The sequence below is a fragment of the Pseudomonas putida genome, assembly GCF_025905425.1.
In the GTDB taxonomy this organism is placed as follows: domain Bacteria; phylum Pseudomonadota; class Gammaproteobacteria; order Pseudomonadales; family Pseudomonadaceae; genus Aquipseudomonas; species Aquipseudomonas putida_AF.
Genome location: NZ_CP109603.1, coordinates 5,682,215 through 5,703,638 on the forward strand (window position 1 = coordinate 5,682,215; position 21,424 = coordinate 5,703,638).

Sequence of the window (21,424 nt, forward strand, 5' to 3'; positions counted from 1 at the left end):
TAGCGTCAGCGGTTGCTGTAACGGCCATGCTTGCCGTGGGCAGGCATGGCTTGGTTGCCACGTTCGGCGATCATCTGATGAAGGCCGATCAGCACGATACCTTCTGCCTTCAATCGGGGCAGCTCGCGCTCCAGCACCTGCAGCGTTTGCGGGTAGGGGTGGCCGATCAGGACGGCTGAGCCCTGCCGGCGCGCAAGCTCCACCCCCAGGCGCAACTGGCGGCCGATTGCCTCGACCGTGCGCTCGTCGTCGAGGAAGACGTCACGGGAAACATGTGCCAGGCCAACGTCCTGCGCCTGGGCCGCTGCCACGGTGGCTGCACTGGTGCGGCTATCGACGAAGAACAGATGACGCCGTTGCAGCTCGCCCATCAACCAGGTCATGGGCTCACGCTGGGCGGTCATGCGGCTGCCCATGTGGTTGTTGATGCCGGCGGCGTAGGGCACTTTGGCCAGGGCCGCTTCCAGGCGGCTGGCCAGTTCCGGTAGCGCCAAGCCGGGGTGCCAGGCGTAAGGGCCGGTGGCCGGGTCCATGGGCATGTGCAGGATCACCGTTTTGCCGGCCTTGTGCGCCTGGCGGGCGAAGTCGGTGGCGTGTGGGGTGTCGGGCATGATCGCCATGGTCACGGGCCCGGGCAGGGCAAGCGTGCGGCTGTCGCGCTCGCTGCTCTGGCCCAGGTCGTCGATGATGATGCTCATGTAGGCCTTGTTGGCCGGCGCCGCGTGGGCGGCACCGGCTAACAGGCAGAACAGCAGACACAGCACAGCGCGCATAGGGGGGATCATTTGCCCGAGGTGATGTTCAGCCCCTTGAGCAGGCTCAGGGCCTGGCTCAGTTGGAAGTCATCATCCTGCGGGCGTTCCTTGCGCTTGCTGCTGCCGGTCGGGCGGTCGGCGCCGCCATTGCCGTTGCCCAGGTGGCCCTGCAGGTCGGCTTCCTTGAAGTTGTCGGTATCGACTTCGGCGGTGAGCTTGGCCGGGCGCACCTCGATGTCCGGGACGATGCCCTGGGCCTGGATCGAACGGCCGTTGGGGGTGTAGTACAGCGCCGTGGTGAGCTTGAGGGCGCGGTCGTTGGCCAGCGGCAAGACGGTTTGCACCGAACCTTTGCCGAAGCTGTCGGTGCCCATCAGCACGGCGCGTTTCTGGTCCTGCAAGGCGCCGGCGACGATTTCTGACGCCGAAGCACTGCCGCCGTTGATCAGCACCACCAATGGTACGCCTTCGCTGGCGTCGGCCGGGTCGGCAGAGAAGCGCAGCTCGGAGTTGGCGATGCGGCCCTTGGTGTAGACGATCAAGCCCTTGGTCAGGAAGTGGTCGGCCACTTCCACCGCCGACTGCAGCACGCCGCCGGGGTTGTTGCGCAGGTCGAGCACGACCCCGCGCAGTTTCTTGCCGTTTTCCTTGCGCAGCTTGGCCAGGGCCTTGCCCACTTCATCGCCGGTCTTGACCTGGAACTGGGTGATGCGGATGTAGCCGTAGTCGTTTTCCAGCAGCTGGCTCTTCACGCTCTTGACCTGGATTACCGCGCGGGCAAGGGTCACGTCGAACGGGTTGCCGCCATCGCGGACCAGGGTCAGGGTGATTTTCTCGCCAACCTTGCCGCGCATCTTGTCGACGGCTTCGGTCATGGTCTGGCCGCGGGTCGGGGCGCCGTTGATCTTGACGATCAGGTCGCCGGCCTGCACACCGGCCCGGGAAGCGGGGGTGTCATCGATGGGCGAAACCACCTTGATGAAGCCGTCCTCCTGGCCAACTTCGATGCCCAGGCCGCCGAATTCGCCGCTGGTGCTCTCTTGCAGCTCCTGGAAGTCCTCGGGGCCGAGGTAGGCCGAGTGCGGGTCAAGGTTGCTGAGCATGCCCTTGATGGCGTTTTCCAGCAGGGTCTTGTCGTCCACGGGCTCTACGTAAGCGGCCTTGATGCGGTCCATGACCTCGGCGAAGGTGCGCAGCTCTTCCAACGGCAGCGGCGCCTTGGCCGTCACCTCGGTGGCCGGCACCGCTGCTGGCTTGGCCGGCTCTGCGGCAATGGCCAGGGGCGCGCCGACCGCCAGGGCGATGGACAGGGCCAGCTGGGTGAGACGAGGCGAGTGCAGCATGTCGAACGAACTCCTGATCCTGTAGGCGCTCCGTGAGGAGCATCGGCGCAGCACTCAGGCTACGCCGTAAAAAGGTGAATGGGTTGCAACCCTAACCTCTGCACCACTGCGAGGGGTCGGTAGGCCGGCCCTGCTGGCGGATGGCGAAGTACAAGCCTGCGCTGTCCTGGCCACCGCTGTCACCTACGGTGGAGATGGCTTCGCCGGCCTTGACGATGTCGCCGGCGCTCTTGAGCAGGCTCTGGTTGTGGCCGTACAGGCTCAAATAACCATTGCCATGATCGAGAATGACCAGAAGTCCAGCGCCGCGCAACCAGTCGGCAAACACCACGCGGCCGCCATGTACGGCGCGTACTTGAGTGCCTGGGTTGGCGCTGATCATCACCCCGTCCCATTTGGCCCGGGCGTCACTGCCGCGTGCTTCGCCGAAGCGTGCCAGCAATCGACCATTAACGGGCCAAGGAAGTTTGCCCCGTGCGGCAGAAAATGCGCCGCCATAGTTCGCGCCATCGCTGGAAACCATCGGGCCAAGGGTGGTGCGGGCCTTTTTCGGCGGCTCGGCGGCCTCGCGGGCGTCTTCACGCGCAGCGGCGGCGGCCAGGGCTTCCTGTTGGCGACGTTTTTCCGCTTCCTGCTGGGCCAGCAAGGCTTTCTTGCGCGCTTCTTCAGCTTCACGGGCCTGGCGTGCCAGGGTTTCCTCGATGGTCTTGAGGACTTTGCCAAGGTCTGCCTGGTCCTGCTCGCGGGCCTGAAGTTTCTGGTCGCGGTCTTTCATGTCGCTGTTGAGCTTGGCCAGTACTTGCTGACGCTTGCTGCGCTCGGTTTCGAGCGACTGACGGCGGCTGTCGAGGTCGGCGCGCTGGGCCAGCAGTTGCTCCTGCTGGCGAGCGATGTCCTGTTCGACATTGGCCAGCTGGCGCAGGGTCTCGTTGAAGGTGCGCAGTTGCTCCAGGCGCGCCTTGCTCAGGTAATCGTAATAGGTGAGGGCGCGGGCGAATTTCTCGGGGTTCTGCTGGTTGAGCAGCAGCTTGAGGTATTCCTCGCGGCCGTTCTGGTAGGCAGAACGGGCCTGGATGGCGATCAGTCGCTGTTGTTCAACGCGGGCGCTCTGGAGTTTTTTTTTCTCGGTATCAAGGCGCTCCAGCTCGCCCTCGGTCTTTTTTAGTTCTTGTTGCAGCGCCTCCACCTGCTTTTCGAGATCGCCGATGTCGGTCTCGGTGGACTTGAGGTCTTTCTGCACGCCCGACTTCTCATCCTGGAGCTTGCCCAGCATCTTCTTGAGCTCGGCGATGTCCTGGCGGGTGGCGTCCAGTTGTTGCTGGGTCTGTGCGCGCTCATCGGCGAACGCCGGGCTGAGCAGGCAAGACAGGGCGAGTAGGATCAGGGCGCGGAGCATGGGGTTTGGGCGTACCAGGGATGGAGACTGGCCTAGTATGCCCGCGCGAGCCTGCAAAAAAAACGCCTCGCGGCAGATGCGGCGAGGCGTTTGTCTGGAATTCATCAGTAAAGGGGCTGCTTTGCAGCCATTCGCGGGGCAAGCCCGCTCCCACAGGTAAGTAGTACTGTTCAACTGTGTGGGAGCGGGCTTGCCCCGCGAATGGGCCGCAAAGCGGCCCCCTACACCGATCAGGCGTCGATCAGGATCGACGTGCCGGTCATTTCCACAGGCTTTTCCAGCCCCAGCAGTTTCAGCATGGTCGGCGCCACGTCGGCCAGCACGCCGCCTTCGCGGACCTTGACCTTGCGCTTGCCGACATAGATGAACGGCACCGGTTCGGTGGTGTGCGCGGTGTGCGCCTGGCCGGTGCAGGCATCTTCCATCTGCTCGACGTTGCCGTGGTCGGCGGTAATCAGCGCTTCACCGTCTACTTTATCCAGTGCCTCGACGATACGCCCGACGCAGGTATCCAGCGCTTCGACGGCCTTGACCGCTGCCTCGAACACGCCGGTGTGGCCGACCATGTCGCCGTTGGCGTAGTTGACGATGATCACGTCAAAACGCTGGTGCTCGATGGCTTCGACGATGCGGTCGGTGACTTCCGGTGCGTTCATTTCCGGTTGCAGGTCATAAGTGGCGACCTTTGGCGACGGGATCAGGATGCGCTCTTCGCCTTCGAACGGCTCTTCACGGCCACCGGAGAAGAAGAATGTGACGTGTGCATACTTCTCGGTTTCGGCGATGCGCAACTGGGTCTTGCCGTTCTTGGCCAGGTATTCGCCCAGCACGTTGTCCAGGCTGGACGGGGCAAAGGCTGCCGGTGCCGGGATTTTCGCCGAGTACTGGGTCAGGCCGATGTAGGCTGCCATCTTCGGCAGGCGCGCACGCTGGAATTCGTTGAAGTCCGGTTCGACGAAGGCACGCGACAGTTCGCGGGCGCGGTCGGCGCGGAAGTTCATGAAGATTACGGCGTCGCCGTCTTCGACCTTGACGGCCTCGCCAATGCGCGTGGCTTTGACGAACTCGTCGCTTTCTTCACGGGCGTAGGCGGCTTCAAGGCCGGCGAGGGCGGTTTCTGCGGTGTAGTCGGCAACGCTGTCGACAATCAGGTTGTAGGCTGCGGCGACGCGGTCCCAACGGTTGTCGCGGTCCATGGCGAAGTAGCGGCCAATGAGGCTGGCGATACGGCCCTTGCCCAGCTTGGCAAAGGTGTTGTCGAGCAGCTCGATGGACGACTGCGCGCTACGGGGCGGTGTGTCACGACCGTCGAGGAAGGCGTGCAGGTAGATCTTTTCTGCACCGCGCTGCGCAGCCAGTTCGGCCATGGCCACCAGGTGATCCTGGTGGCTGTGCACGCCACCGTCGGACAGCAGGCCGAGGATGTGCACGGCCTTGCCGGCACCGGCAGCCTTGTCCACTGCGCCAGTGAGCACAGGGTTGCTGAAGAACTCGCCATCACGAATGGCCTTGGTCACGCGGGTGAAGTCCTGGTAAACGACGCGCCCGGCACCGAGGTTCATGTGGCCGACTTCGGAGTTGCCCATCTGCCCGTCTGGCAGGCCCACATCCATGCCTGAACCGGAAATAAGGCCATGCGGCGCAGTGGCGCGCAGGCGGTCATAGACCGGTGTGTTGGCGGCATAGATGGCGTTGTATTCGGGGCTTTCGCTGTGGCCGAATCCATCCAGGATGATCAGGACCAGGGGTTTGGGCGTACTCGTCATCAATCAAACTCACGGTTGTTCAAAGATGATAAAGACACGCATTTTAGGGCAAATCCGCCATCAAGGGCGAATATTCGTCCCATCCCCCGACCGGCGCGGTCAAGGTGCCAGGGTAAAGGTGCTTTCCCGGCCGGCCGGTCGGGCTTTGGTGGTCATGGGGGGCTGTGTATACTGGCCGGCATTTTCAATCGCCTGGAACACCGCTGATGGTTGCTCACCTGATTCAATTCGCGACAGATCACTACATCCTGGTTGCGATCTTCGTTGTTCTGCTAATCCTGCTGCTCATCAATGAAGTCCGCCGTGGCGGCCAGAGCTTGAGCAATGGCCAGTTGACCGCCCTGGTCAACGCCGACAAGGCCTTGGTCATCGACATCCGCACCTCCAAGGAATATGCCGCAGGCCACATCGTCGGTGCGGTGAACATCCCGCAGGACAAGCTGATCAGCCGCATGGCCGAGCTGGAAAAACACAAAGAAAAGACCCTGATCATCGTCGATGCAATGGGCCAGCAGTCCGGCACCCTGTGCCGCGAACTGCTAAAAGCTGGTTACAACGCCGCCAAGCTGAGCGGTGGCGTTTCCAGCTGGAAAGCCGATAACCTGCCCCTGGTGAAGTGATATGAATCCCGTCATCGTTTATTCCAGCGACTACTGCCCCTACTGCATGCGCGCCAAGTACCTGCTCGAGAGCAAGGGCATTGCCTTCGAGGAAATCAAGGTCGATGGCAAACCGCAGGTTCGCGCCGAAATGAGCCAGAAGGCCGGCCGTACGTCGGTGCCGCAGATCTGGATCGGCAGTACCCATGTCGGTGGATGCGATGACCTCTATGCCCTGGAGCGCGCGGGCAAGCTCGACGCGCTGCTGGCGGCCTGATTTGCACTGCATTCAAAAACATTAGGATAAGGATCTGCCATGACCGACCAACAGACCAACGGCGCAGCTGCCGAAGACACCAGCCCTCAGTTCTCCCTGCAGCGCATCTATGTGCGTGACCTGTCGTTCGAGGCCCCGAAAAGCCCGCAGATCTTCCGCCAGCAGTGGGAGCCGAGCGTTGCTCTGGACCTGAACACCAAGCAGAAAGCCCTGGAAGGCGACTTCCATGAAGTGGTGCTGACTCTGTCGGTTACCGTTAAGAACGGTGACGAAGTGGCCTTCATCGCAGAAGTGCAGCAGGCCGGCATCTTCCTGATTGCCAACCTCGACGCTTCCTCGATGAGCCACACCCTCGGCGCCTTCTGCCCGAACATCCTGTTCCCGTACGCCCGTGAGACCCTGGACAGCCTGGTGACCCGTGGTTCGTTCCCGGCACTGATGCTGTCGCCGGTCAACTTCGACGCCCTGTACGCGCAAGAGCTGCAGCGTATGCAGGAAGCGGGCGAAACGCCGACTGTGCAGTAATAGCTGCCGGTTTCAGAAAAGCGCCTCTCGGGGCGCTTTTTTATTACCTGTTCTGGCCTTTTCGCGGGGCAAGCCCGCTTGTGTCTTGGAGAGGGAATAGAATCTGAAGTGAGAGCGGTGAATGGCAAGCTGATAGCCCGAGGTGCCCAGAGCACGTGTGGGAGCAAAAGCTGCCATTCACCGTTCCACTTTGGCGAGAGCCCGAACAGTTGGATGAGGGGCGTAATCTCGAATCACAAGCGTGGGCCAAGCCAAAGCGCTCTCACTCCTTGAGTTTAAGAGGGTTTGGCCATGTCTTCCTCTGTCGGCATCGATGTTTCCAGTGCCACACTTGCTGTTCACATCCGCCCTGAGGGGGTGAACTTCAGTGTTTCCAATGACTTGAAGGGATTCCAACTGCTCGTCGAAAAGCTTGGCGGGTATGCAGTTTCAATGGTCTTGCTCGAAGCTACCGGTGGCTACGAGTGCAATGTCCTCAAAGCGCTGCAGGATGCCGATTTTCCGGTTTGCCGGATCAATCCCAGTCGTGCCCGGGACTTTGCCAAGTCGATGGGTAAACGCGCCAAGACCGATCCCATTGACGCAGCTGTTTTGGCTCACCTGGCTGAAGTTATGCCCCCACGGCCTTGCCAGGTGATGACACCCGAGCGGGCCTTGCTGCGCGAACTGCTTATGCAGCGGGATCGCTTCGTCCAACAGCGCGACGATGACAAGCGGCGCCTGAAGCAGGCGCGGGCTCCCAGTGTTTGTTTGCGGTTGGAACAACACATCGCCTATCTGAAGGGTGAAATTCGAGCGCTGGAACAAGAGATCGCACAGCAGGCAGCAGCTTTGCCTGATGATCGGGTTAAACAGCTCACTCAAGTCAAAGGAATTGGTCTGATTACTGCCGGAAAGCTGATGGCCTTGCTGCCAGAGCTGGGCCAGGTGGATAAGAAGGAAATTGCCGCCTTGGTCGGTGTTGCGCCGTTCAATCAGGACAGCGGCAAGCAGTCGGGCAAGCGTTCAATCTGGGGGGGACGCTCACAAGTCAGGCGGGCGCTCTATATGGCCTGCTGGGTGGTGATACGGCACAACAAGGACTTCTGCGAGCGCTACAAAGCACTGCGAGCCCAGGGGAAGTGCGCGAAAGTATCGGTGGTGGCGTGTATGCGAGTATTGATAGTGAGGCTAAATGCGATGCTCAAGACCGGAACGCCCTGGAAGGAGCAAATAGCTCATTCGTAGGAGCAAGCCTTGCTGGCGATGCCCGGCACAGCCGGGCCTGGGGCGCTACGCGCCCCATCGCCGGCAAGGCCAGCTTCCACAAGAAGACAGTTGCTCCCACATTGAAAATGTGTACGCCAAACCATTGTGGGAGCGGGCTTGCCCGCGAAGAGGCCGGCAAAAGGCGTTAGATCAACTTCCGGCAAACCCATTCTGCCGCCACGCCTCATACACCGTCACCGCCACGGTGTTGGACAGGTTCAGGCTGCGGCATCCCGGCCGCATCGGCAGGCGCAAGCGCTGCTCGGCCGGCAGGCTGTCCAGCACCTCGGCTGGCAATCCGCGGCTCTCTGGCCCGAACAGGAAGGCATCGCCCGGCTGGTAAGCCACTTCATGGAAGGGGTGCGAGCCCTTGGTGGTGAACGCGAACAGCCGTGGGTTACCCAGGCTTTCCAGGCATCCGGCCAGGCTCTCGTGGCGCTTGAGCGTGGCATACTCATGGTAGTCCAGCCCCGCCCTGCGCAGGCGCTTGTCATCCAGTTCGAAGCTGATGGGCTCGATCAGGTGCAGGTGGCAACCGCTGTTGGCGCAGAGGCGAATGATGTTGCCGGTATTCGGCGGAATTTCTGGTTGAAAAAGGATGACGTGAAACATGCACGGCTCCAGGCGTGAAGATGACGAGCATTCTACCCCTGAACCGGACCTGCGTTCGAAGGCCTTCCCACGGGTAATGCTTTCGTTGGCCATTGTCGGCCTGATGGTGGGCTTGATGATCGGCCGCCTGACCACCCCCGATGAGCGGGTGCTGGAGCAGGTCGAGGTGGTACAGGGCGGGCTCGACCTGTGGTTCAACGAAGAACCCAAGTTGCATGGCGAGAACGTCGAGGGGACGGTCGCCCTGCTGTTTGAGGCCCAGGGTAAGGCCCAGCGTGGGCAATTGAGCTTGCAGGGTAGGCCGGTGGGCTGGCGGGTACAAAAAAGCGAGGAAGGGTTGCTGCTGACGGTGGTGGCCGCGCGCCCTCTGCACGGCGAATGGGCCGGTGCAGAGGACGCTGGGCGTTGGCGGGTGCAGGTGAGGCTGCACGAATAAAAGAGGGGATGTCCCGGCCTGCCTGTACCAGGGTCCCCAAAACTTGCGCTACTGCAAATAAAAGAGGGGTTTTCCCGGCCTGCCTGTACCGAGGACCCCGAAACTGGAGATACAGGACTTATTGCAGGGGGCGTGCCAGTTTTGCAAAACCCGAAAACATTGGCTTTCAGGGCTTTTTAGCCAGGTTTTGAGGGTTTTTGTGCCTTCGCGCGGTGCAGAGGGCACAGGATCGGTGCATCGCAGCTGAAATGGTTGGGGCCGCAAAGCGGCCCCGTATTCAATGACCTGCGTATGACTCAATGGTCTTCGCTGTCGTCTTCATCCCCGCCAGCGACATTCATCCCCAGCTCCTTGATCTTGCGCGTCAAGGTGTTGCGCCCCCAACCCAGCAGCAACGCCGCATCCCGACGCCGCCCGGCCGTGTGCTTGAGCGCGGTCTCGATCATGATCCGTTCAAAACTCGGCACCGCGCTGTCGAGCAGGTTCGATTGGCCACGGGCCAGCGCCTGGTCCGCCCACTGGCGCAGGGCCTGTTCCCAGTTGGTCACGGGGGCGGCGTCCTGCGGCAGGTTCAGCAGCTCGGGTGGCAAGTCACCGATCAGCACTTCACGGCTGGAAGCCATCACGGTGATCCAGCGGCAGGTGTTTTCCATCTGCCGCACGTTGCCAGGCCATGGCAGGTTGCGGATGAATTCTTCAGTTTCCGGCTTCAGCAGTTTTGGCTCCACCGCCAGTTCCTGCGCGGCGCGGGCGAGGAAGTGGCGGGCGAGGGCGGGGATGTCTTCGCGGCGGTCGGCCAGGCGCGGAATATGGATGCGGATCACGTTGAGGCGGTGGAACAAGTCCTCACGAAACTTGCCAGCCTGCACCAGCGACTCCAGGTTCTGGTGGGTGGCGGCAATGATGCGCACATCGACCTTGACCGGCACGTGGCCGCCCACGCGGTAGAATTCGCCATCGGCCAGTACCCGCAGCAGGCGGGTCTGGGTGTCGGCGGGCATGTCGCCGATCTCGTCGAGAAACAGCGTGCCGCCATCGGCCTGCTCGAAGCGCCCCCGGCGCAGGTTGGCCGCGCCGGTAAAGGCGCCTTTCTCGTGGCCGAACAGCTCGGACTCCATCAGGTCCTTGGGGATGGCTGCCATGTTCAGGGCAATGAACGGTGACGTCGCCCGCGGGCTGTGACGGTGCAGCGCATGCGCCACCAGCTCCTTGCCGGTGCCGGACTCACCGTTGATCAGTACCGTGATGTTGGAGTGGCTCAGGCGACCGATGGCGCGGAACACCTCCTGCATCGCCGGGGCTTCGCCGATGATCTCAGGCGTGCGGGCCAGTGCCTGTGGCACATCGAGGCCTTGCTGCTCCTGGGCATGCTGATTGGCGCGTTTGACCAGCGACACCGCCTCGTCCACGTCGAACGGCTTGGGCAGGTACTCGAAGGCACCGCCCTGGTAGGACGCCACGGCGCTGTCGAGGTCGGAGTGCGCGGTCATGATGATGACCGGCAGGCGCGGGTGCTGTTCGCGGATCTGCGCCAGCAGGTCGAGGCCACTGGTACCTGGCATGCGGATGTCGGAGATAATCACATCCGGTTGCTGGCGGGCCAGGCGGCCCATGACGCCATCGGCGCTGTCGAAGCTCTGGGTGGTCATGCCTTCTTGTTGCAGGGCTTTTTCCAGGACCCAGCGGATGGAACGATCATCGTCGACGATCCATACGGTTTCACTTCGGCTCATGAGGCGGTGGCTCCTTGTTCCAGAGGCAGGTAGATCGAGAAGGCGGTATGGCCTGCATGGCTTTCGCACTCGATCAGGCCCTGGTGCTGGCTGATGATGTTCTGGGTGATGGCCAGGCCCAGCCCGGTACCGTCCGGGCGCCCACTGACCATGGGATAGAAAAGGGTGTCTTGCAGTTCAGGCGGGATGCCCGGGCCGTTGTCGATGATCTCGACCCGTGCCACCAGGCGATGCCGTACATGGCCGATGGTGAACTGGCGCAGGGCGCGGCTGCGCAGGGTAATGCGGCCCAGGCGCAACTCGTTCTGCGAGCTGATCGCCTGCATGGCGTTGCGCACGATGTTGAGCACCGCCTGGATCATCTGTTCGCGGTCGATCAGGACATCCGGCAGGCTCGGGTCGTAGTCGCGCACCAATGTGATGCAGCCCTGGCTTTCGGCCTCCACCAGGCTGCAGACCCGCTCCAGCACTTCGTGAATATTGGTCATGGCCAGCGAGGGCAGTTTGTTCGAACCCAGCATGCGGTCGACCAGATTGCGCAGGCGGTCGGCCTCTTCGATGATCACGTTGGTGTAGTCGCGCAGGCCGTCCTCAGGTAGCTCGCGGGCCAGCAGCTGCGCCGCGCCGCGGATGCCGCCAAGCGGGTTCTTGATTTCGTGTGCGAGGCCACGCACCAGCATCTTGGTGGTTTCCTGCTTGCTCAGCTGGGCTTCTTCCTTGGTGATGCGCAGCAGTCGGTCGCGGGGGTGGACCTCAAGCAGCAGCAGGGTTTGCCCCTGGTGCAGAATCGGCGTGACCGCGTAATCGACGGTGATGGTCTGCCCGGTCAGCGAGGTCAGTTGCGCCTCGCGCTTGGTGAACGGGTGCGCCTGCTCGACCGCTTGGCGCAGCGAGCTGAGCGCTTCGGTCGATTCAGTGAACAGCTCGCTGATGAACTGCCCATGGCTGCGCTGGCCACTAATGGCCAGCAGCATTTCTGCAGCCGGGTTCATGTACTCCAGGCGCAGTTCGGCATTGAGCAGGAGTGTGGCAGTGGTCAGGTTGTCCAGAAGCAGACGGTGCTGTGCATCGCTGATGGTCATAAGGCGTCGTTGACCTCTTTTGGCGCTTGCCTGGCACTGAGGTGGCCAGAGCCGGGCGCGCTGTGGATCCGCTGATGCAAGCAAAATGCAAGAAACAAACCAAAGCTCCGAAAAGAAGCGAGATTTGCCGATAAAGGCCTGTATCTGCGCAGTTTCGGATCAGAAACTCTGGATGAAACGTTTCACTTGACCCAGATTGGGGAGCAATTAGGGGCACGGCGCGAAGTTATGCACCAAGATAGAGCATAGCGGGAGTGGCGAGGGTTCCGCGTGGGCAGAAACAAAAACGGCCTCCCGAAGGAGGCCGTCTTGATCACGTTATCGGCGCCAGGCGCCGATCAGATCAGCAGCTGTAGTACAGCTCGTATTCCAGCGGGTGCACGAAGGTACGGACCTTGATCTCTTCTTCGCTCTTCAGCTCGATGAAGGCATCGATGAAGTCGTCGGAGAACACGCCGCCCTTGGTCAGGAACGCACGGCCTTTATCCAGCTCTTCCAGGGCTTCTTTCAGGCTGCCGCAGACTTGCGGGATGTCTTTGGCCTCTTCAGGCGGCAGGTCGTACAGGTTCTTGTCGGCAGCATCGCCTGGGTGGATCTTGTTCTGGATGCCGTCCAGGCCAGCCATCAGCAGGGCCGCGAAGGCCAGGTATGGGTTGGCCGATGGGTCCGGGAAGCGTGCTTCGATACGGCGGGCTTTCGGGCTGCCGACGTAAGGAATACGGATCGAGGCGGAACGGTTGCGAGCCGAGTAGGCCAGCATTACCGGGGCTTCGAAGCCTGGGACCAGACGCTTGTACGAGTTGGTCGACGGGTTGGTGAAGCCGTTCAGGGCCTTACCGTGCTTGATGATGCCGCCGATGAAGTACAGGGCGGTGTCGGACAGGCCGGCATAGCCTTCACCCGAGAAGGTGTTCTTGCCGTCTTTCCAGATCGACATGTGCACGTGCATGCCCGAGCCGTTGTCGCCGTACAGTGGCTTCGGCATGAAGGTAGCGGTACGGCCGTAAGCGTCGGCAACGTTGTGCACGACGTATTTCAGGGCCTGTACTTCGTCAGCTTTCTTCACCAGGGTGTTGAACTTGACGCCGATTTCGTTCTGGCCGGCAGTCGCCACTTCGTGGTGGTGAACTTCAACGATCTGGCCCATTTCTTCCAGTGCGTTGCACATGGCAGTACGGATTTCGTGGTCGTGGTCGAACGGCGGAACCGGGAAGTAGCCGCCTTTGACGCCAGGACGGTGGCCTTTGTTGCCGCCTTCCACGTCAGCGCCAGTCATCCACGAGCCTTGCTCGGAGAAGATCTTGAACATCGAGCCGGAGATGTCCGACTGGAACTTCACTTCGTCGAAGATGAAGAACTCAGGCTCTGGGCCTGCGAACACGGTGTCACCGATGCCGGTGCTCTTCAGGTACTCTTCGGCGCGCTTGGCGATGCCGCGTGGGTCGCGGTCGTAGCCCTGCATGCTCGACGGGTCGACGATGTCGCAGGTGATGATCAGGGTCGGCTCTTCGGTGAACGGATCCAGCACGGCGGTGTCATCGACCGGCATCAGGATCATGTCGGAGGCTTCGATGCCTTTCCAGCCAGCGATGGAGGAACCGTCGAACATCTTGCCGACTTCGAAGAAGTCTTCGTCCAGAGCATCACGCGCCGGCATGGTCACGTGGTGCTGAATGCCTTTGGTGTCCGTGAAACGCAGATCAATCCACTTGACGTCATGATCTTTGATGAGTTGAACCGACTTCGACATGTTGTCCTCCGGAGGGTCTAGAGCGCGGTGGGCCGCTGCCCTGGAAAAAGGGTGTTGCCGGGCGCGGATAGTCGGCCAAGCTTACCTGCCTCACAAGGGAGCAAATTGCATGCCAGTGCCCGAAAATGGCGAGGGCGGGATAAAAGGGGGCGTTTGCGGGCAGTTGGTGCTGGGTTGGCGGGGAAAAGTGCACCCTTTAGATGCGATTTTTTCTGTTGATGCACCAATAAGGTGCGTTGCGTGGGTGGTGTGCCAGCTTCGAGGGAGCCTTCGCGGGCAAGCCCGCTCCCACAGGGTTAGCACCGCCTGCGCAATCTGTGGGCCTTTATGGGGGCGGCCCTGACCGCGAAAGGGCCGGAGCAGGCCCTACAAAACCCACCTCATGCATTTATCTGAAAGCTTCTGACCAAAAGTTGGTCAAATCCTGAGCAATTTCCGATATAATTCGCGCCCCTCATTTTCGGCAGGCCTTGCGCGCGCTGTTAAACCAATGAAACTTATCGTCAAAGTCTTCCCAGAGATCACCATCAAGAGCCGGCCAGTGCGCAAGCGCTTCATCCGCCAGCTCGGCAAGAACATCCGCAACGTGCTCAAGGACCTCGATCCTGAGCTCGCGGTCGATGGTGTCTGGGACAATCTCGAAGTGGTCACCCGCGTCGAGGACGAAAAGGTCCAGCGCGAGATGATCGAGCGCCTCACCTGCACCCCGGGTATCACCCACTTCCTGCAGGTCGAGGAATACCCGCTCGGCGACTTCGATGACATCGTCGAGAAGTGCAAACAGCACTTCGGGCATCTGCTGGCGGGCAAGCACTTTGCGGTGCGCTGCAAGCGCGGCGGCCACCACGACTTCACGTCGATGGACGTCGACCGCTACGTCGGCAGCCAGCTGCGCCAGCAGTGCGGCGCCGCCGGCATCGAGCTGAAGAAGCCGGAAGTCTTGGTGCGCATCGAAATCCGCAACCAGCGCCTGTACGTGATCCATAACCAGCACCAGGGCATTGGCGGCTACCCGCTGGGCGCCCTGGAGCAGACCCTGGTACTGATGTCCGGTGGCTTCGACTCCACCGTGGCGGCCTACCAGATGATGCGCCGTGGCCTGATGACCCACTTCTGCTTCTTCAACCTCGGCGGCCGTGCCCACGAGCTGGGGGTGATGGAAGTCGCCCACTACCTGTGGAAGAAATACGGCAGCAGCCAGCGCGTGCTGTTCATCAGCGTGCCGTTCGAAGAAGTGGTCGGCGAGATCCTCAACAAGGTCGACAACAGCTACATGGGCGTGACCCTCAAGCGCATGATGCTGCGCGGCGCTGCCCATATGGCCGACCGCCTGCAGATCGAGGCGCTGGTCACCGGCGAGGCGATTTCCCAGGTCTCCAGCCAGACGCTGCCGAACCTGTCGATCATCGACTCGGCGACCGACAAGCTGGTCCTGCGCCCGCTGCTGGCCAGCCACAAGCAGGACATCATCGACCAGGCCACCGAAATCGGCACCGCCGACTTCGCCAAGCACATGCCTGAATACTGCGGCGTGATCTCGGTAAACCCGACCACCCACGCCAAGCGTCACCGCATGGAGCATGAAGAAAAGCAATTCGACATGGCCGTGCTGGAGCGCGCCCTCGAACGCGCCAAGTTCATTTCGATCGACCACGTGATCGACGAACTGGGTAAGGACATCGAGGTAGAAGAAGTACGCGAGGCGCTGCCTGGCCAGATCGTCATCGACATTCGTCACCCCGATGCCCAGGAAGACGAACCGTTGGTGATCGAGGGCGTCGAAGTTCAGGTGATGCCGTTTTATGCAATTAATAGTCGCTTCAAGCAGCTGGATGAAACCCGCCAGTACCTGCTGTATTGCGACAAGGGTGTGATGAGCCGTCTGCACGCACACCACCTGCTCAGTGAGGGACATGCCAATGTGCGTGTTTATCGTCCGGCATAAGACGCCAGGGCTGTATGGCGGCAGCATCCGCCATCGCCCTCCCGACCGCCGGGCCTGCTGAGCCTTATACCTTACATATTGGTCGCCTAGACTAGGCGGCAACCGAATCCTCTGATCGAGATACACTTGTGATCGAAAATCTGCGTAACATCGCCATCATCGCCCACGTTGACCATGGTAAAACCACCCTGGTCGACAAACTCCTGCGTCAGTCCGGCACTCTGGAGCGTAACGAGCTCAACGACGAGCGCGTCATGGACTCCAACGACCAGGAAAAAGAGCGCGGTATTACCATTCTGGCGAAAAACACCGCCATCAACTGGAACGGCTACCACATCAACATCGTCGACACCCCCGGCCACGCCGACTTCGGTGGCGAGGTTGAGCGTGTAATGTCGATGGTTGACTCGGTGCTGCTGCTGGTCGACGCCCAAGACGGCCCGATGCCGCAAACCCGCTTCGTGACCAAAAAGGCCTTCGAAGCTGGCCTGAAGCCAATCGTTGTGATCAACAAGGTTGACCGTCCGGGCGCGCGTCCTGACTGGGTTCTGGACCAGATCTTCGACCTGTTCGACAACCTCGGTGCTACCGACGAGCAGCTGGACTTCAAAGTGGTCTACGCCTCGGCCCTGAACGGCATTGCCGGTCTGGACCACGCCGAAATGGGCGAAGACATGACTGCCCTGTACCAGGCTGTCATCGACCACGTTCCAGCGCCAGCTGTAGACCGTGACGGCCCGTTCCAGATGCAGATCTCCGCACTGGACTACAACAGCTTCCTGGGTGTGATCGGTGTTGGCCGTATTGCCCGTGGTCGCGTCAAGCCGAACACCCCGGTTGTTGCCATCGACGCCGACGGCAAGAAGCGTAACGGCCGTATCCTCAAGCTGATGGGCCACCACGGTCTGCACCGCGTTGACGTCGAAGAAGCCCAAGCGGGCGATATCGTCTGCATAAGCGGTTTCGACGAGCTGTTCATCTCCGACACCCTGTGCGACCCGACTGCCGTTGAGGCGATGAAGCCGCTGACCGTTGACGAGCCTACCGTTTCGATGACCTTCCAGGTCAACGACTCGCCGTTCTGCGGCAAGGAAGGCAAGTTCGTCACCAGCCGTAACATCAAGGACCGTCTGGACAAAGAGCTGCTGTACAACGTTGCCCTGCGCGTTGAGGAAACCGACTCCCCAGACAAGTTCAAGGTCTCGGGCCGTGGCGAGCTGCACCTCTCGGTACTGATCGAAACCATGCGTCGCGAAGGCTTCGAACTGGCCCTGGGCCGTCCGGAAGTGATCATCCGTGAAGTGGACGGCGTGAAGCAGGAACCGTTCGAAAACGTCACCATCGACATCCCTGAAGAATCCCAGGGCAAGGTCATGGAAGAAATGGGTCTGCGTAAAGGCGACCTGACCAACATGGTTCCGGATGGCAAGGGCCGTGTACGCCTTGAATACAACATCCCGGCGCGTGGTCTGATCGGGTTCCGTAACCAGTTCCTGACCCTGACCAACGGTGCAGGCATCCTGACTTCGATCTTCGATCGCTACGACACCGTGAAGTCGGGCCACATGTCCGGCCGTCAGAACGGCGTACTGGTTTCGGTCGAAACCGGCAAGGCGCTGACCTACTCGCTGGAAACCCTGCAGGCGCGTGGCAAGCTGTTTGTCGAGCACGGTCAGGAGATCTACAACGGTCAGATCGTCGGCCAGAACAGCCGCGACAACGACCTGGGCGTCAACCCTACCAAGGGCAAGAAGCTCGACAACATGCGTGCTTCGGGTAAAGACGAAGTCATCGCCCTGGTTCCGCCTGTTCGCTTCACCCTGGAACAGGCTCTGGAATACATCCAGGAAGACGAGCTGTGCGAAGTAACGCCGAAGTCCATCCGTCTTCGCAAGAAGATCCTGGACGAAAGCGAGCGTACCCGCGCTGCCAAGAAAGCCAAGAACAGCTGAGTTAGCTCTGGCTGAATGAAAACGCCCCCGGTCGAAAGGTCGGGGGCGTTTTTTTTGGCCCTTTATTGCCCCATGTTGCGACGGAAGTAATTGCTAACTAAGCAGTTTTTGGCAATGGCCCCCAGTGCCAGTACGCTGCCTGTTTGAAAAAATCAGGGGGCCGAGGATGAAGGGCAGGGGGTGGAAGGAGCATTTGGCGCGTGGGCAGATTGATGTTGCTGGAGTTTCCTGGAGCTTGCTTCACTTGCGTTCTGGCTCGCATCAAATAGTCATTCCAGAGCACCCCTCCCTGGGCTCGCAGGAAGTGTCACTGGCAATAGAGTACTCAAGCCACTGTGTCAGTTACGGGCCAAAGCAAGGCGCTGAACTAGACTTCGAGGCTATAGGCTTCGAGCACTTACTGATAGATCACAGAGGCATCTGCCGGGCGTTTTGCGCTGGGCGATACAGGCTGTCCGTGCAGCTGCCGACCATCATGGCATCATTGGCGGATCGGCAATGTCTGTTCACGGGGCATAGCAACTGGCTGACCATGGAAGGGCATCAATTTGGATATCCAGAAGGGAGCCGCTATGAGGTCTATTTCAGCCTGCGTCGTGAGTCAGCCCGAAGCCTGAAGGTGTATGTTGAAAGTGCCTACGTGCGAGACGTTGATCATCCTTCTCATCGTCCGCTTCGCCTGAAACGGCATGAAAAGATAAAGGGCTGGCTGTTGATACTGAAGAAACTGAGAAATGAGCCGATTCGACGGCCAGTGCAGCGTTAGCTGGCTACAGAAATACGAAACCCCCAATTAAGGGGGTCGTATCGCGGATGCCCTTAGGGACTTAACCCATCAACCGGCACGGCCGGAACCAGGTGGCGGCGTCTAGACACTTCCCGAAGGAAGCTCCGTGTACATCGAGACGGTTAAAAGTCTATTGGGTCTTCGATAGATCGTCAACGGACGGTTGCTTTCGGCTTGTAAGCACAATACCCCGGCCGCGGCCCGACCTTGGGGTGATTGCGGCAGGTGTCCGGGCGTTTGTCATAAATGGTGCACAGCCGGCTCTTACGATCCAGGTACATGCAGTCATCGTTGCTCATCCGGGTCAGGGTGAAGATCCCCGACTTCTGGTTGAAGCGCTCGATGATGCCTTCCTTCTGCAGGCGTTTGGCGACGTTTTTGGGCGGTTCGTCTTTTTCGAACTCATCTACCACGCCGATGCGGATCAGATCCTTGATCTTCACCTCCACCGGCAGTGTGCAACAGGTCGAGTGGCAGCCACCGCACATGTGGCTGGCATAACGCTGCCAAGTCTCCAGGCGGTCGACTTCGGCGGCGGCGATCAGGGTCGTTTTCATCGTTATGGGGGTGAATCACGGTCTTGGGGCGCGCGATCATACCGGAGTTGTTCAATTTGTGAACAACCTTTTGCCTGATTCCTTCTTCAGGCATGAAAACTGCGAACAGGAACGGTCAGTCCCTGTCGAAGGGTCTAGTCTCATCACTCTCCCTCCGTATTCGTCAACTTGCCCGAGGATGCAGCATGTCCCAGGAACCCAAAGCACGTGACGCCGAGGTGGCCGATTTTCGCGCCGCTGTGCTGGATAAGCTGACCTACGCGGTCGGCAAGGACCCCGAGCATGCCTTCGACCATGACTGGTTCGAAGCCATTGCCCTGGCGGCGCGTGATCACATGGTTGATCACTGGATGGACCACACCCGTCAGGCCTACCGGCGCAGTCAGAAGCGGGTGTATTACCTTTCCCTGGAATTTCTCATCGGGCGGTTGCTGTACGACAGCCTGAGCAACCTCGGCTTGCTGGACATCGCCCGCGAGGCTCTCGATGGGCTGGATGTCGACCTGGAACGTATTCGCCTGCTGGAGCCGGATGCGGCGCTGGGCAACGGCGGCCTGGGGCGGCTGGCAGCGTGCTTCATGGAAAGCATGTCAACCCTCGGTATTGCCGCCCACGGCTACGGCATTCGCTATGAACACGGCCTGTTTCGCCAGGCGGTGGTCGATGGCTGGCAACAGGAACAGACCGAGAACTGGCTGGATTTTGGCAACCCCTGGGAGTTCGAGCGGGCCGAGGTGATCTACCCGATCAGTTTTGGTGGCAGCGTCGAAACAGTGCAGGACACCCATGGCCAGCAGCGGCAGGTCTGGTGGCCCGGCGAGACGGTACGGGCGGTGGCCTATGACACGCCGGTGGTCGGCTGGCGTGGCGCCAGCGTCAACACCTTGCGCCTGTGGCGTGCCCGGGCCCTTGAAGAGCTGCACCTGGAGCGCTTCAATGCCGGCGACCACCTCGGTGCGGTCGCTGAGGTGGCGCGCGCCGAGAGTATCTCGCGCGTGCTGTACCCGGCCGACAGCACCGAGGCCGGGCAAGAGCTGCGTCTGCGCCAGGAGTACTTCTTTGTGTCGGCCTCGCTGCAAGATTTGCTGCGCCGCCACCTGAACATGCATGACAACCTGCTCAATCTGCCTGATGCCGCCGCCATCCAGCTCAACGATACCCACCCCTCGATCGCCGTCGCAGAATTGATGCGGTTGCTGGTCGACCAGCATGAAGTCCCGTGGGACACCGCGTGGGAGCTGACCGTCGGCACCCTGGCCTACACCAACCACACCTTGTTGCCGGAGGCGCTGGAGACCTGGCCCGTGGCGCTGATGGAGCGCATGCTGCCGCGGCACATGCAGATCATCTACCTGATCAACGCCCACCATATCGACGCCCTGCGTGCGAAAGGGCTGCACGACTTCGACGTACTGCGGGCGGTGTCGCTGATCGAAGAAGACAATGGCCGTCGGGTGCGCATGGGCAACCTGGCGTTTCTGGGCTCGCACAGCGTCAACGGTGTGTCGGCGCTGCACAGCCAGTTGATGAAAAGCACGGTGTTCGCCGAGCTGCACAAGCTCTACCCGCAGCGCATCAACAACAAGACCAACGGCATCACCTTCCGGCGGTGGCTGTTCCAGTCCAATCCGCAGTTGACCGAAATGCTGGTCGAGGCGCTTGGGCCGGAGCTCAAGGATGACCCTGAAGGGCTGCTGGCCAACCTCGTGCCATTTGCCGACAAGAGCAGTTTCCGCAAGCAGTTCGCCGCCCAGCGCCTGCACAGCAAGCGCGCCCTGGCCAGCATCATCCAGGACCGTATCGGCGTTACCGTGAACCCCGAGGCGCTGTTCGATGTGCAGGTCAAGCGCATTCACGAATACAAGCGTCAACTGCTCAACCTGCTGCATACCGTGGCCCTGTATCAGGCCATGCGCAACGACCCAGGCACCAACTGGGTACCGCGGGTGAAGATCTTCGCCGGCAAGGCCGCTGCCAGTTACCACCAGGCCAAGCTGATCATCAAGCTGGCCAACGACATCGCCCGTGTGGTGAACAACGACCCGACCGTGCGCGGCCTGCTCAAGGTGGTGTTCCTGCCCAACTACAACGTCAGCCTGGCGGAAAGCATCATCCCGGCGGCGGACCTGTCCGAGCAGATCTCCACGGCCGGTTACGAGGCTTCGGGCACCAGCAACATGAAGTTCGGCCTCAACGGTGCACTGACCATCGGCACGCTGGACGGCGCCAACGTGGAGATGTGCGAACACGTCGGAGCCGACAACATGTTCATCTTTGGCCTGACGGCGCAGCAGGTCGAGGCGCGGCGGCGAGCCGGGGACTTTGGCGCCAGTGCGGCGATTGCCGAGTCGAGCCGTTTGAGTGACGTGCTTCAGTCGATTCGCAGTGGGGTGTTCTCGCCCGATGATCCTTCGCGCTATGCCGGGTTGATCGATGGGCTGGTGGCTTATGACCGCTTCCTGGTGTGCGCCGATTTCGACGCCTACTGGGATGCCCAGCGGCGCGTCGAGGAGCTGTGGCACTCGCCGCAGGAATGGTGGCGGATGGCGGTGCTGAACACCGCGCGGATGGGCTGGTTCTCGTCGGACCGGACCATTCGGGAGTATGCGGGCGAGATCTGGAAGGCACTGGATTGATGTGCCGGGGCCGCACAGCGGCCCC

General features: G+C 61.0%; 18 protein-coding genes. 9 read left to right on the forward strand and 9 right to left on the reverse strand.

What is annotated here, in order from left to right; all coding sequences use genetic code 11:
• Positions 1–5: 5 nt before the first annotated feature.
• The 4 genes from OGV19_RS25620 to gpmI form a co-directional block, all read right to left on the reverse strand.
• On the reverse strand, positions 6–773 hold the full coding sequence (locus OGV19_RS25620; RefSeq protein WP_264311215.1) for a divergent polysaccharide deacetylase family protein: 768 nt from the start codon (positions 771–773) through the stop codon (positions 6–8).
• An 8-nt stretch (positions 774–781) separates the two neighbouring features.
• Entirely contained in the window at positions 782–2,098 is a 1,317-nt protein-coding gene (locus OGV19_RS25625; RefSeq protein ID WP_264311216.1) for a S41 family peptidase, read from the reverse strand.
• 91 nt (positions 2,099–2,189) lie between these two features.
• Entirely contained in the window at positions 2,190–3,494 is a 1,305-nt protein-coding gene (locus OGV19_RS25630; RefSeq protein ID WP_264311217.1) for a murein hydrolase activator EnvC family protein, read from the reverse strand.
• Positions 3,495–3,724: 230 nt separating this feature from the next.
• Complete coding sequence (gene gpmI / locus OGV19_RS25635) at positions 3,725–5,260, reverse strand: 2,3-bisphosphoglycerate-independent phosphoglycerate mutase (protein WP_264311218.1); 1,536 nt, start codon at positions 5,258–5,260, stop codon at positions 3,725–3,727.
• Positions 5,261–5,466: 206 nt separating this feature from the next.
• Here gpmI and OGV19_RS25640 point away from each other — a divergent pair, with 206 nt between their 5' ends.
• From OGV19_RS25640 to OGV19_RS25655, 4 genes are all read left to right on the forward strand, one after another.
• Positions 5,467–5,880 carry a rhodanese-like domain-containing protein gene (locus OGV19_RS25640; RefSeq protein ID WP_264311219.1) on the forward strand — a complete coding sequence of 138 codons (414 nt, stop codon included), beginning with the start codon at positions 5,467–5,469 and terminating at the stop codon, positions 5,878–5,880.
• 1 nt (position 5,881) lies between these two features.
• The gene (gene grxC, locus OGV19_RS25645; RefSeq protein ID WP_264311220.1) at positions 5,882–6,136 is read left to right on the forward strand and encodes a glutaredoxin 3; all 255 of its coding nucleotides are present in this window, start codon (positions 5,882–5,884) and stop codon (positions 6,134–6,136) included.
• A gap of 39 nt (positions 6,137–6,175) precedes the next feature.
• A complete protein-coding gene (gene secB, locus OGV19_RS25650; RefSeq protein ID WP_264311221.1) occupies positions 6,176–6,661 on the forward strand; it encodes a protein-export chaperone SecB in 486 nt (161 codons plus the stop codon).
• Positions 6,662–6,952: 291 nt separating this feature from the next.
• Positions 6,953–7,888, forward strand: coding sequence for an IS110 family transposase (locus OGV19_RS25655; protein WP_264309399.1), 936 nt, complete (start codon positions 6,953–6,955; stop codon positions 7,886–7,888).
• 171 nt (positions 7,889–8,059) lie between these two features.
• Here OGV19_RS25655 and trmL read toward each other — a convergent pair whose 3' ends face one another.
• Positions 8,060–8,521 (reverse strand): tRNA (uridine(34)/cytosine(34)/5-carboxymethylaminomethyluridine(34)-2'-O)-methyltransferase TrmL, encoded by a 462-nt coding sequence (gene trmL, locus OGV19_RS25660; protein WP_012274606.1) that lies wholly within the window; start codon positions 8,519–8,521, stop codon positions 8,060–8,062.
• On the opposite strand from trmL, the gene OGV19_RS25665 reads away from it, so the two are divergent.
• Positions 8,520–8,957: a hypothetical protein gene (locus OGV19_RS25665; RefSeq protein WP_264311222.1), complete on the forward strand. Its 438-nt coding sequence runs from the start codon at positions 8,520–8,522 to the stop codon at positions 8,955–8,957. The two genes, trmL and OGV19_RS25665, sit on opposite strands and share 2 nt — an antisense overlap.
• Before the next feature lie 296 nt (positions 8,958–9,253).
• On the opposite strand, the gene ntrC is transcribed toward OGV19_RS25665, so the two are convergent.
• The 3 genes from ntrC to glnA form a co-directional block, all read right to left on the reverse strand.
• The gene (gene ntrC / locus OGV19_RS25670) at positions 9,254–10,690 is read right to left on the reverse strand and encodes a nitrogen regulation protein NR(I) (RefSeq protein WP_264311223.1); all 1,437 of its coding nucleotides are present in this window, start codon (positions 10,688–10,690) and stop codon (positions 9,254–9,256) included.
• Complete coding sequence (gene glnL, locus OGV19_RS25675; protein WP_264311224.1) at positions 10,687–11,772, reverse strand: nitrogen regulation protein NR(II); 1,086 nt, start codon at positions 11,770–11,772, stop codon at positions 10,687–10,689. The genes ntrC and glnL overlap by 4 nt, the downstream gene beginning before the upstream one ends.
• Before the next feature lie 343 nt (positions 11,773–12,115).
• Positions 12,116–13,522, reverse strand: a complete 1,407-nt coding sequence (gene glnA / locus OGV19_RS25680; protein ID WP_264311225.1) for a type I glutamate--ammonia ligase — start codon at positions 13,520–13,522, stop codon at positions 12,116–12,118.
• 490 nt (positions 13,523–14,012) lie between these two features.
• Here glnA and thiI point away from each other — a divergent pair, with 490 nt between their 5' ends.
• From thiI to OGV19_RS25695, 3 genes are all read left to right on the forward strand, one after another.
• On the forward strand, positions 14,013–15,467 hold the full coding sequence (gene thiI, locus OGV19_RS25685) for a tRNA uracil 4-sulfurtransferase ThiI (protein WP_264311226.1): 1,455 nt from the start codon (positions 14,013–14,015) through the stop codon (positions 15,465–15,467).
• 128 nt (positions 15,468–15,595) lie between these two features.
• Positions 15,596–17,419, forward strand: coding sequence for a translational GTPase TypA (gene typA / locus OGV19_RS25690; protein ID WP_264311227.1), 1,824 nt, complete (start codon positions 15,596–15,598; stop codon positions 17,417–17,419).
• Between the two features lie 457 nt (positions 17,420–17,876).
• Positions 17,877–18,185, forward strand: a complete 309-nt coding sequence (locus OGV19_RS25695) for a YjaZ family protein (RefSeq protein WP_264311228.1) — start codon at positions 17,877–17,879, stop codon at positions 18,183–18,185.
• Positions 18,186–18,358: 173 nt separating this feature from the next.
• Here the strand turns inward: OGV19_RS25695 and OGV19_RS25700 are convergent, their stop codons facing one another.
• A complete protein-coding gene (locus OGV19_RS25700) occupies positions 18,359–18,763 on the reverse strand; it encodes a YkgJ family cysteine cluster protein (protein ID WP_264311229.1) in 405 nt (134 codons plus the stop codon).
• A gap of 185 nt (positions 18,764–18,948) precedes the next feature.
• Here OGV19_RS25700 and OGV19_RS25705 point away from each other — a divergent pair, with 185 nt between their 5' ends.
• A complete protein-coding gene (locus tag OGV19_RS25705) occupies positions 18,949–21,399 on the forward strand; it encodes a glycogen/starch/alpha-glucan phosphorylase (RefSeq protein WP_264311230.1) in 2,451 nt (816 codons plus the stop codon).
• Positions 21,400–21,424 lie beyond the last annotated feature (25 nt).

Coding starts and splice junctions, on each gene's coding strand:
- glnA (WP_264311225.1), bottom strand. CDS start 13,522: ATGTCGAAGTCGGTTCAACTCATCAAAGATCATGACGTCAAGTGGATT.
- secB (WP_264311221.1), top strand. CDS start 6,176: ATGACCGACCAACAGACCAACGGCGCAGCTGCCGAAGACACCAGCCCT.
- OGV19_RS25630 (WP_264311217.1), bottom strand. CDS start 3,494: ATGCTCCGCGCCCTGATCCTACTCGCCCTGTCTTGCCTGCTCAGCCCG.
- thiI (WP_264311226.1), top strand. CDS start 14,013: ATGAAACTTATCGTCAAAGTCTTCCCAGAGATCACCATCAAGAGCCGG.
- grxC (WP_264311220.1), top strand. CDS start 5,882: ATGAATCCCGTCATCGTTTATTCCAGCGACTACTGCCCCTACTGCATG.
- OGV19_RS25655 (WP_264309399.1), top strand. CDS start 6,953: ATGTCTTCCTCTGTCGGCATCGATGTTTCCAGTGCCACACTTGCTGTT.
- OGV19_RS25665 (WP_264311222.1), top strand. CDS start 8,520: ATGCACGGCTCCAGGCGTGAAGATGACGAGCATTCTACCCCTGAACCG.
- OGV19_RS25620 (WP_264311215.1), bottom strand. CDS start 773: ATGCGCGCTGTGCTGTGTCTGCTGTTCTGCCTGTTAGCCGGTGCCGCC.
- OGV19_RS25640 (WP_264311219.1), top strand. CDS start 5,467: ATGGTTGCTCACCTGATTCAATTCGCGACAGATCACTACATCCTGGTT.
- ntrC (WP_264311223.1), bottom strand. CDS start 10,690: ATGAGCCGAAGTGAAACCGTATGGATCGTCGACGATGATCGTTCCATC.
- trmL (WP_012274606.1), bottom strand. CDS start 8,521: ATGTTTCACGTCATCCTTTTTCAACCAGAAATTCCGCCGAATACCGGC.
- OGV19_RS25625 (WP_264311216.1), bottom strand. CDS start 2,098: ATGCTGCACTCGCCTCGTCTCACCCAGCTGGCCCTGTCCATCGCCCTG.
- glnL (WP_264311224.1), bottom strand. CDS start 11,772: ATGACCATCAGCGATGCACAGCACCGTCTGCTTCTGGACAACCTGACC.
- gpmI (WP_264311218.1), bottom strand. CDS start 5,260: ATGACGAGTACGCCCAAACCCCTGGTCCTGATCATCCTGGATGGATTC.
- OGV19_RS25705 (WP_264311230.1), top strand. CDS start 18,949: ATGTCCCAGGAACCCAAAGCACGTGACGCCGAGGTGGCCGATTTTCGC.
- OGV19_RS25700 (WP_264311229.1), bottom strand. CDS start 18,763: ATGAAAACGACCCTGATCGCCGCCGCCGAAGTCGACCGCCTGGAGACT.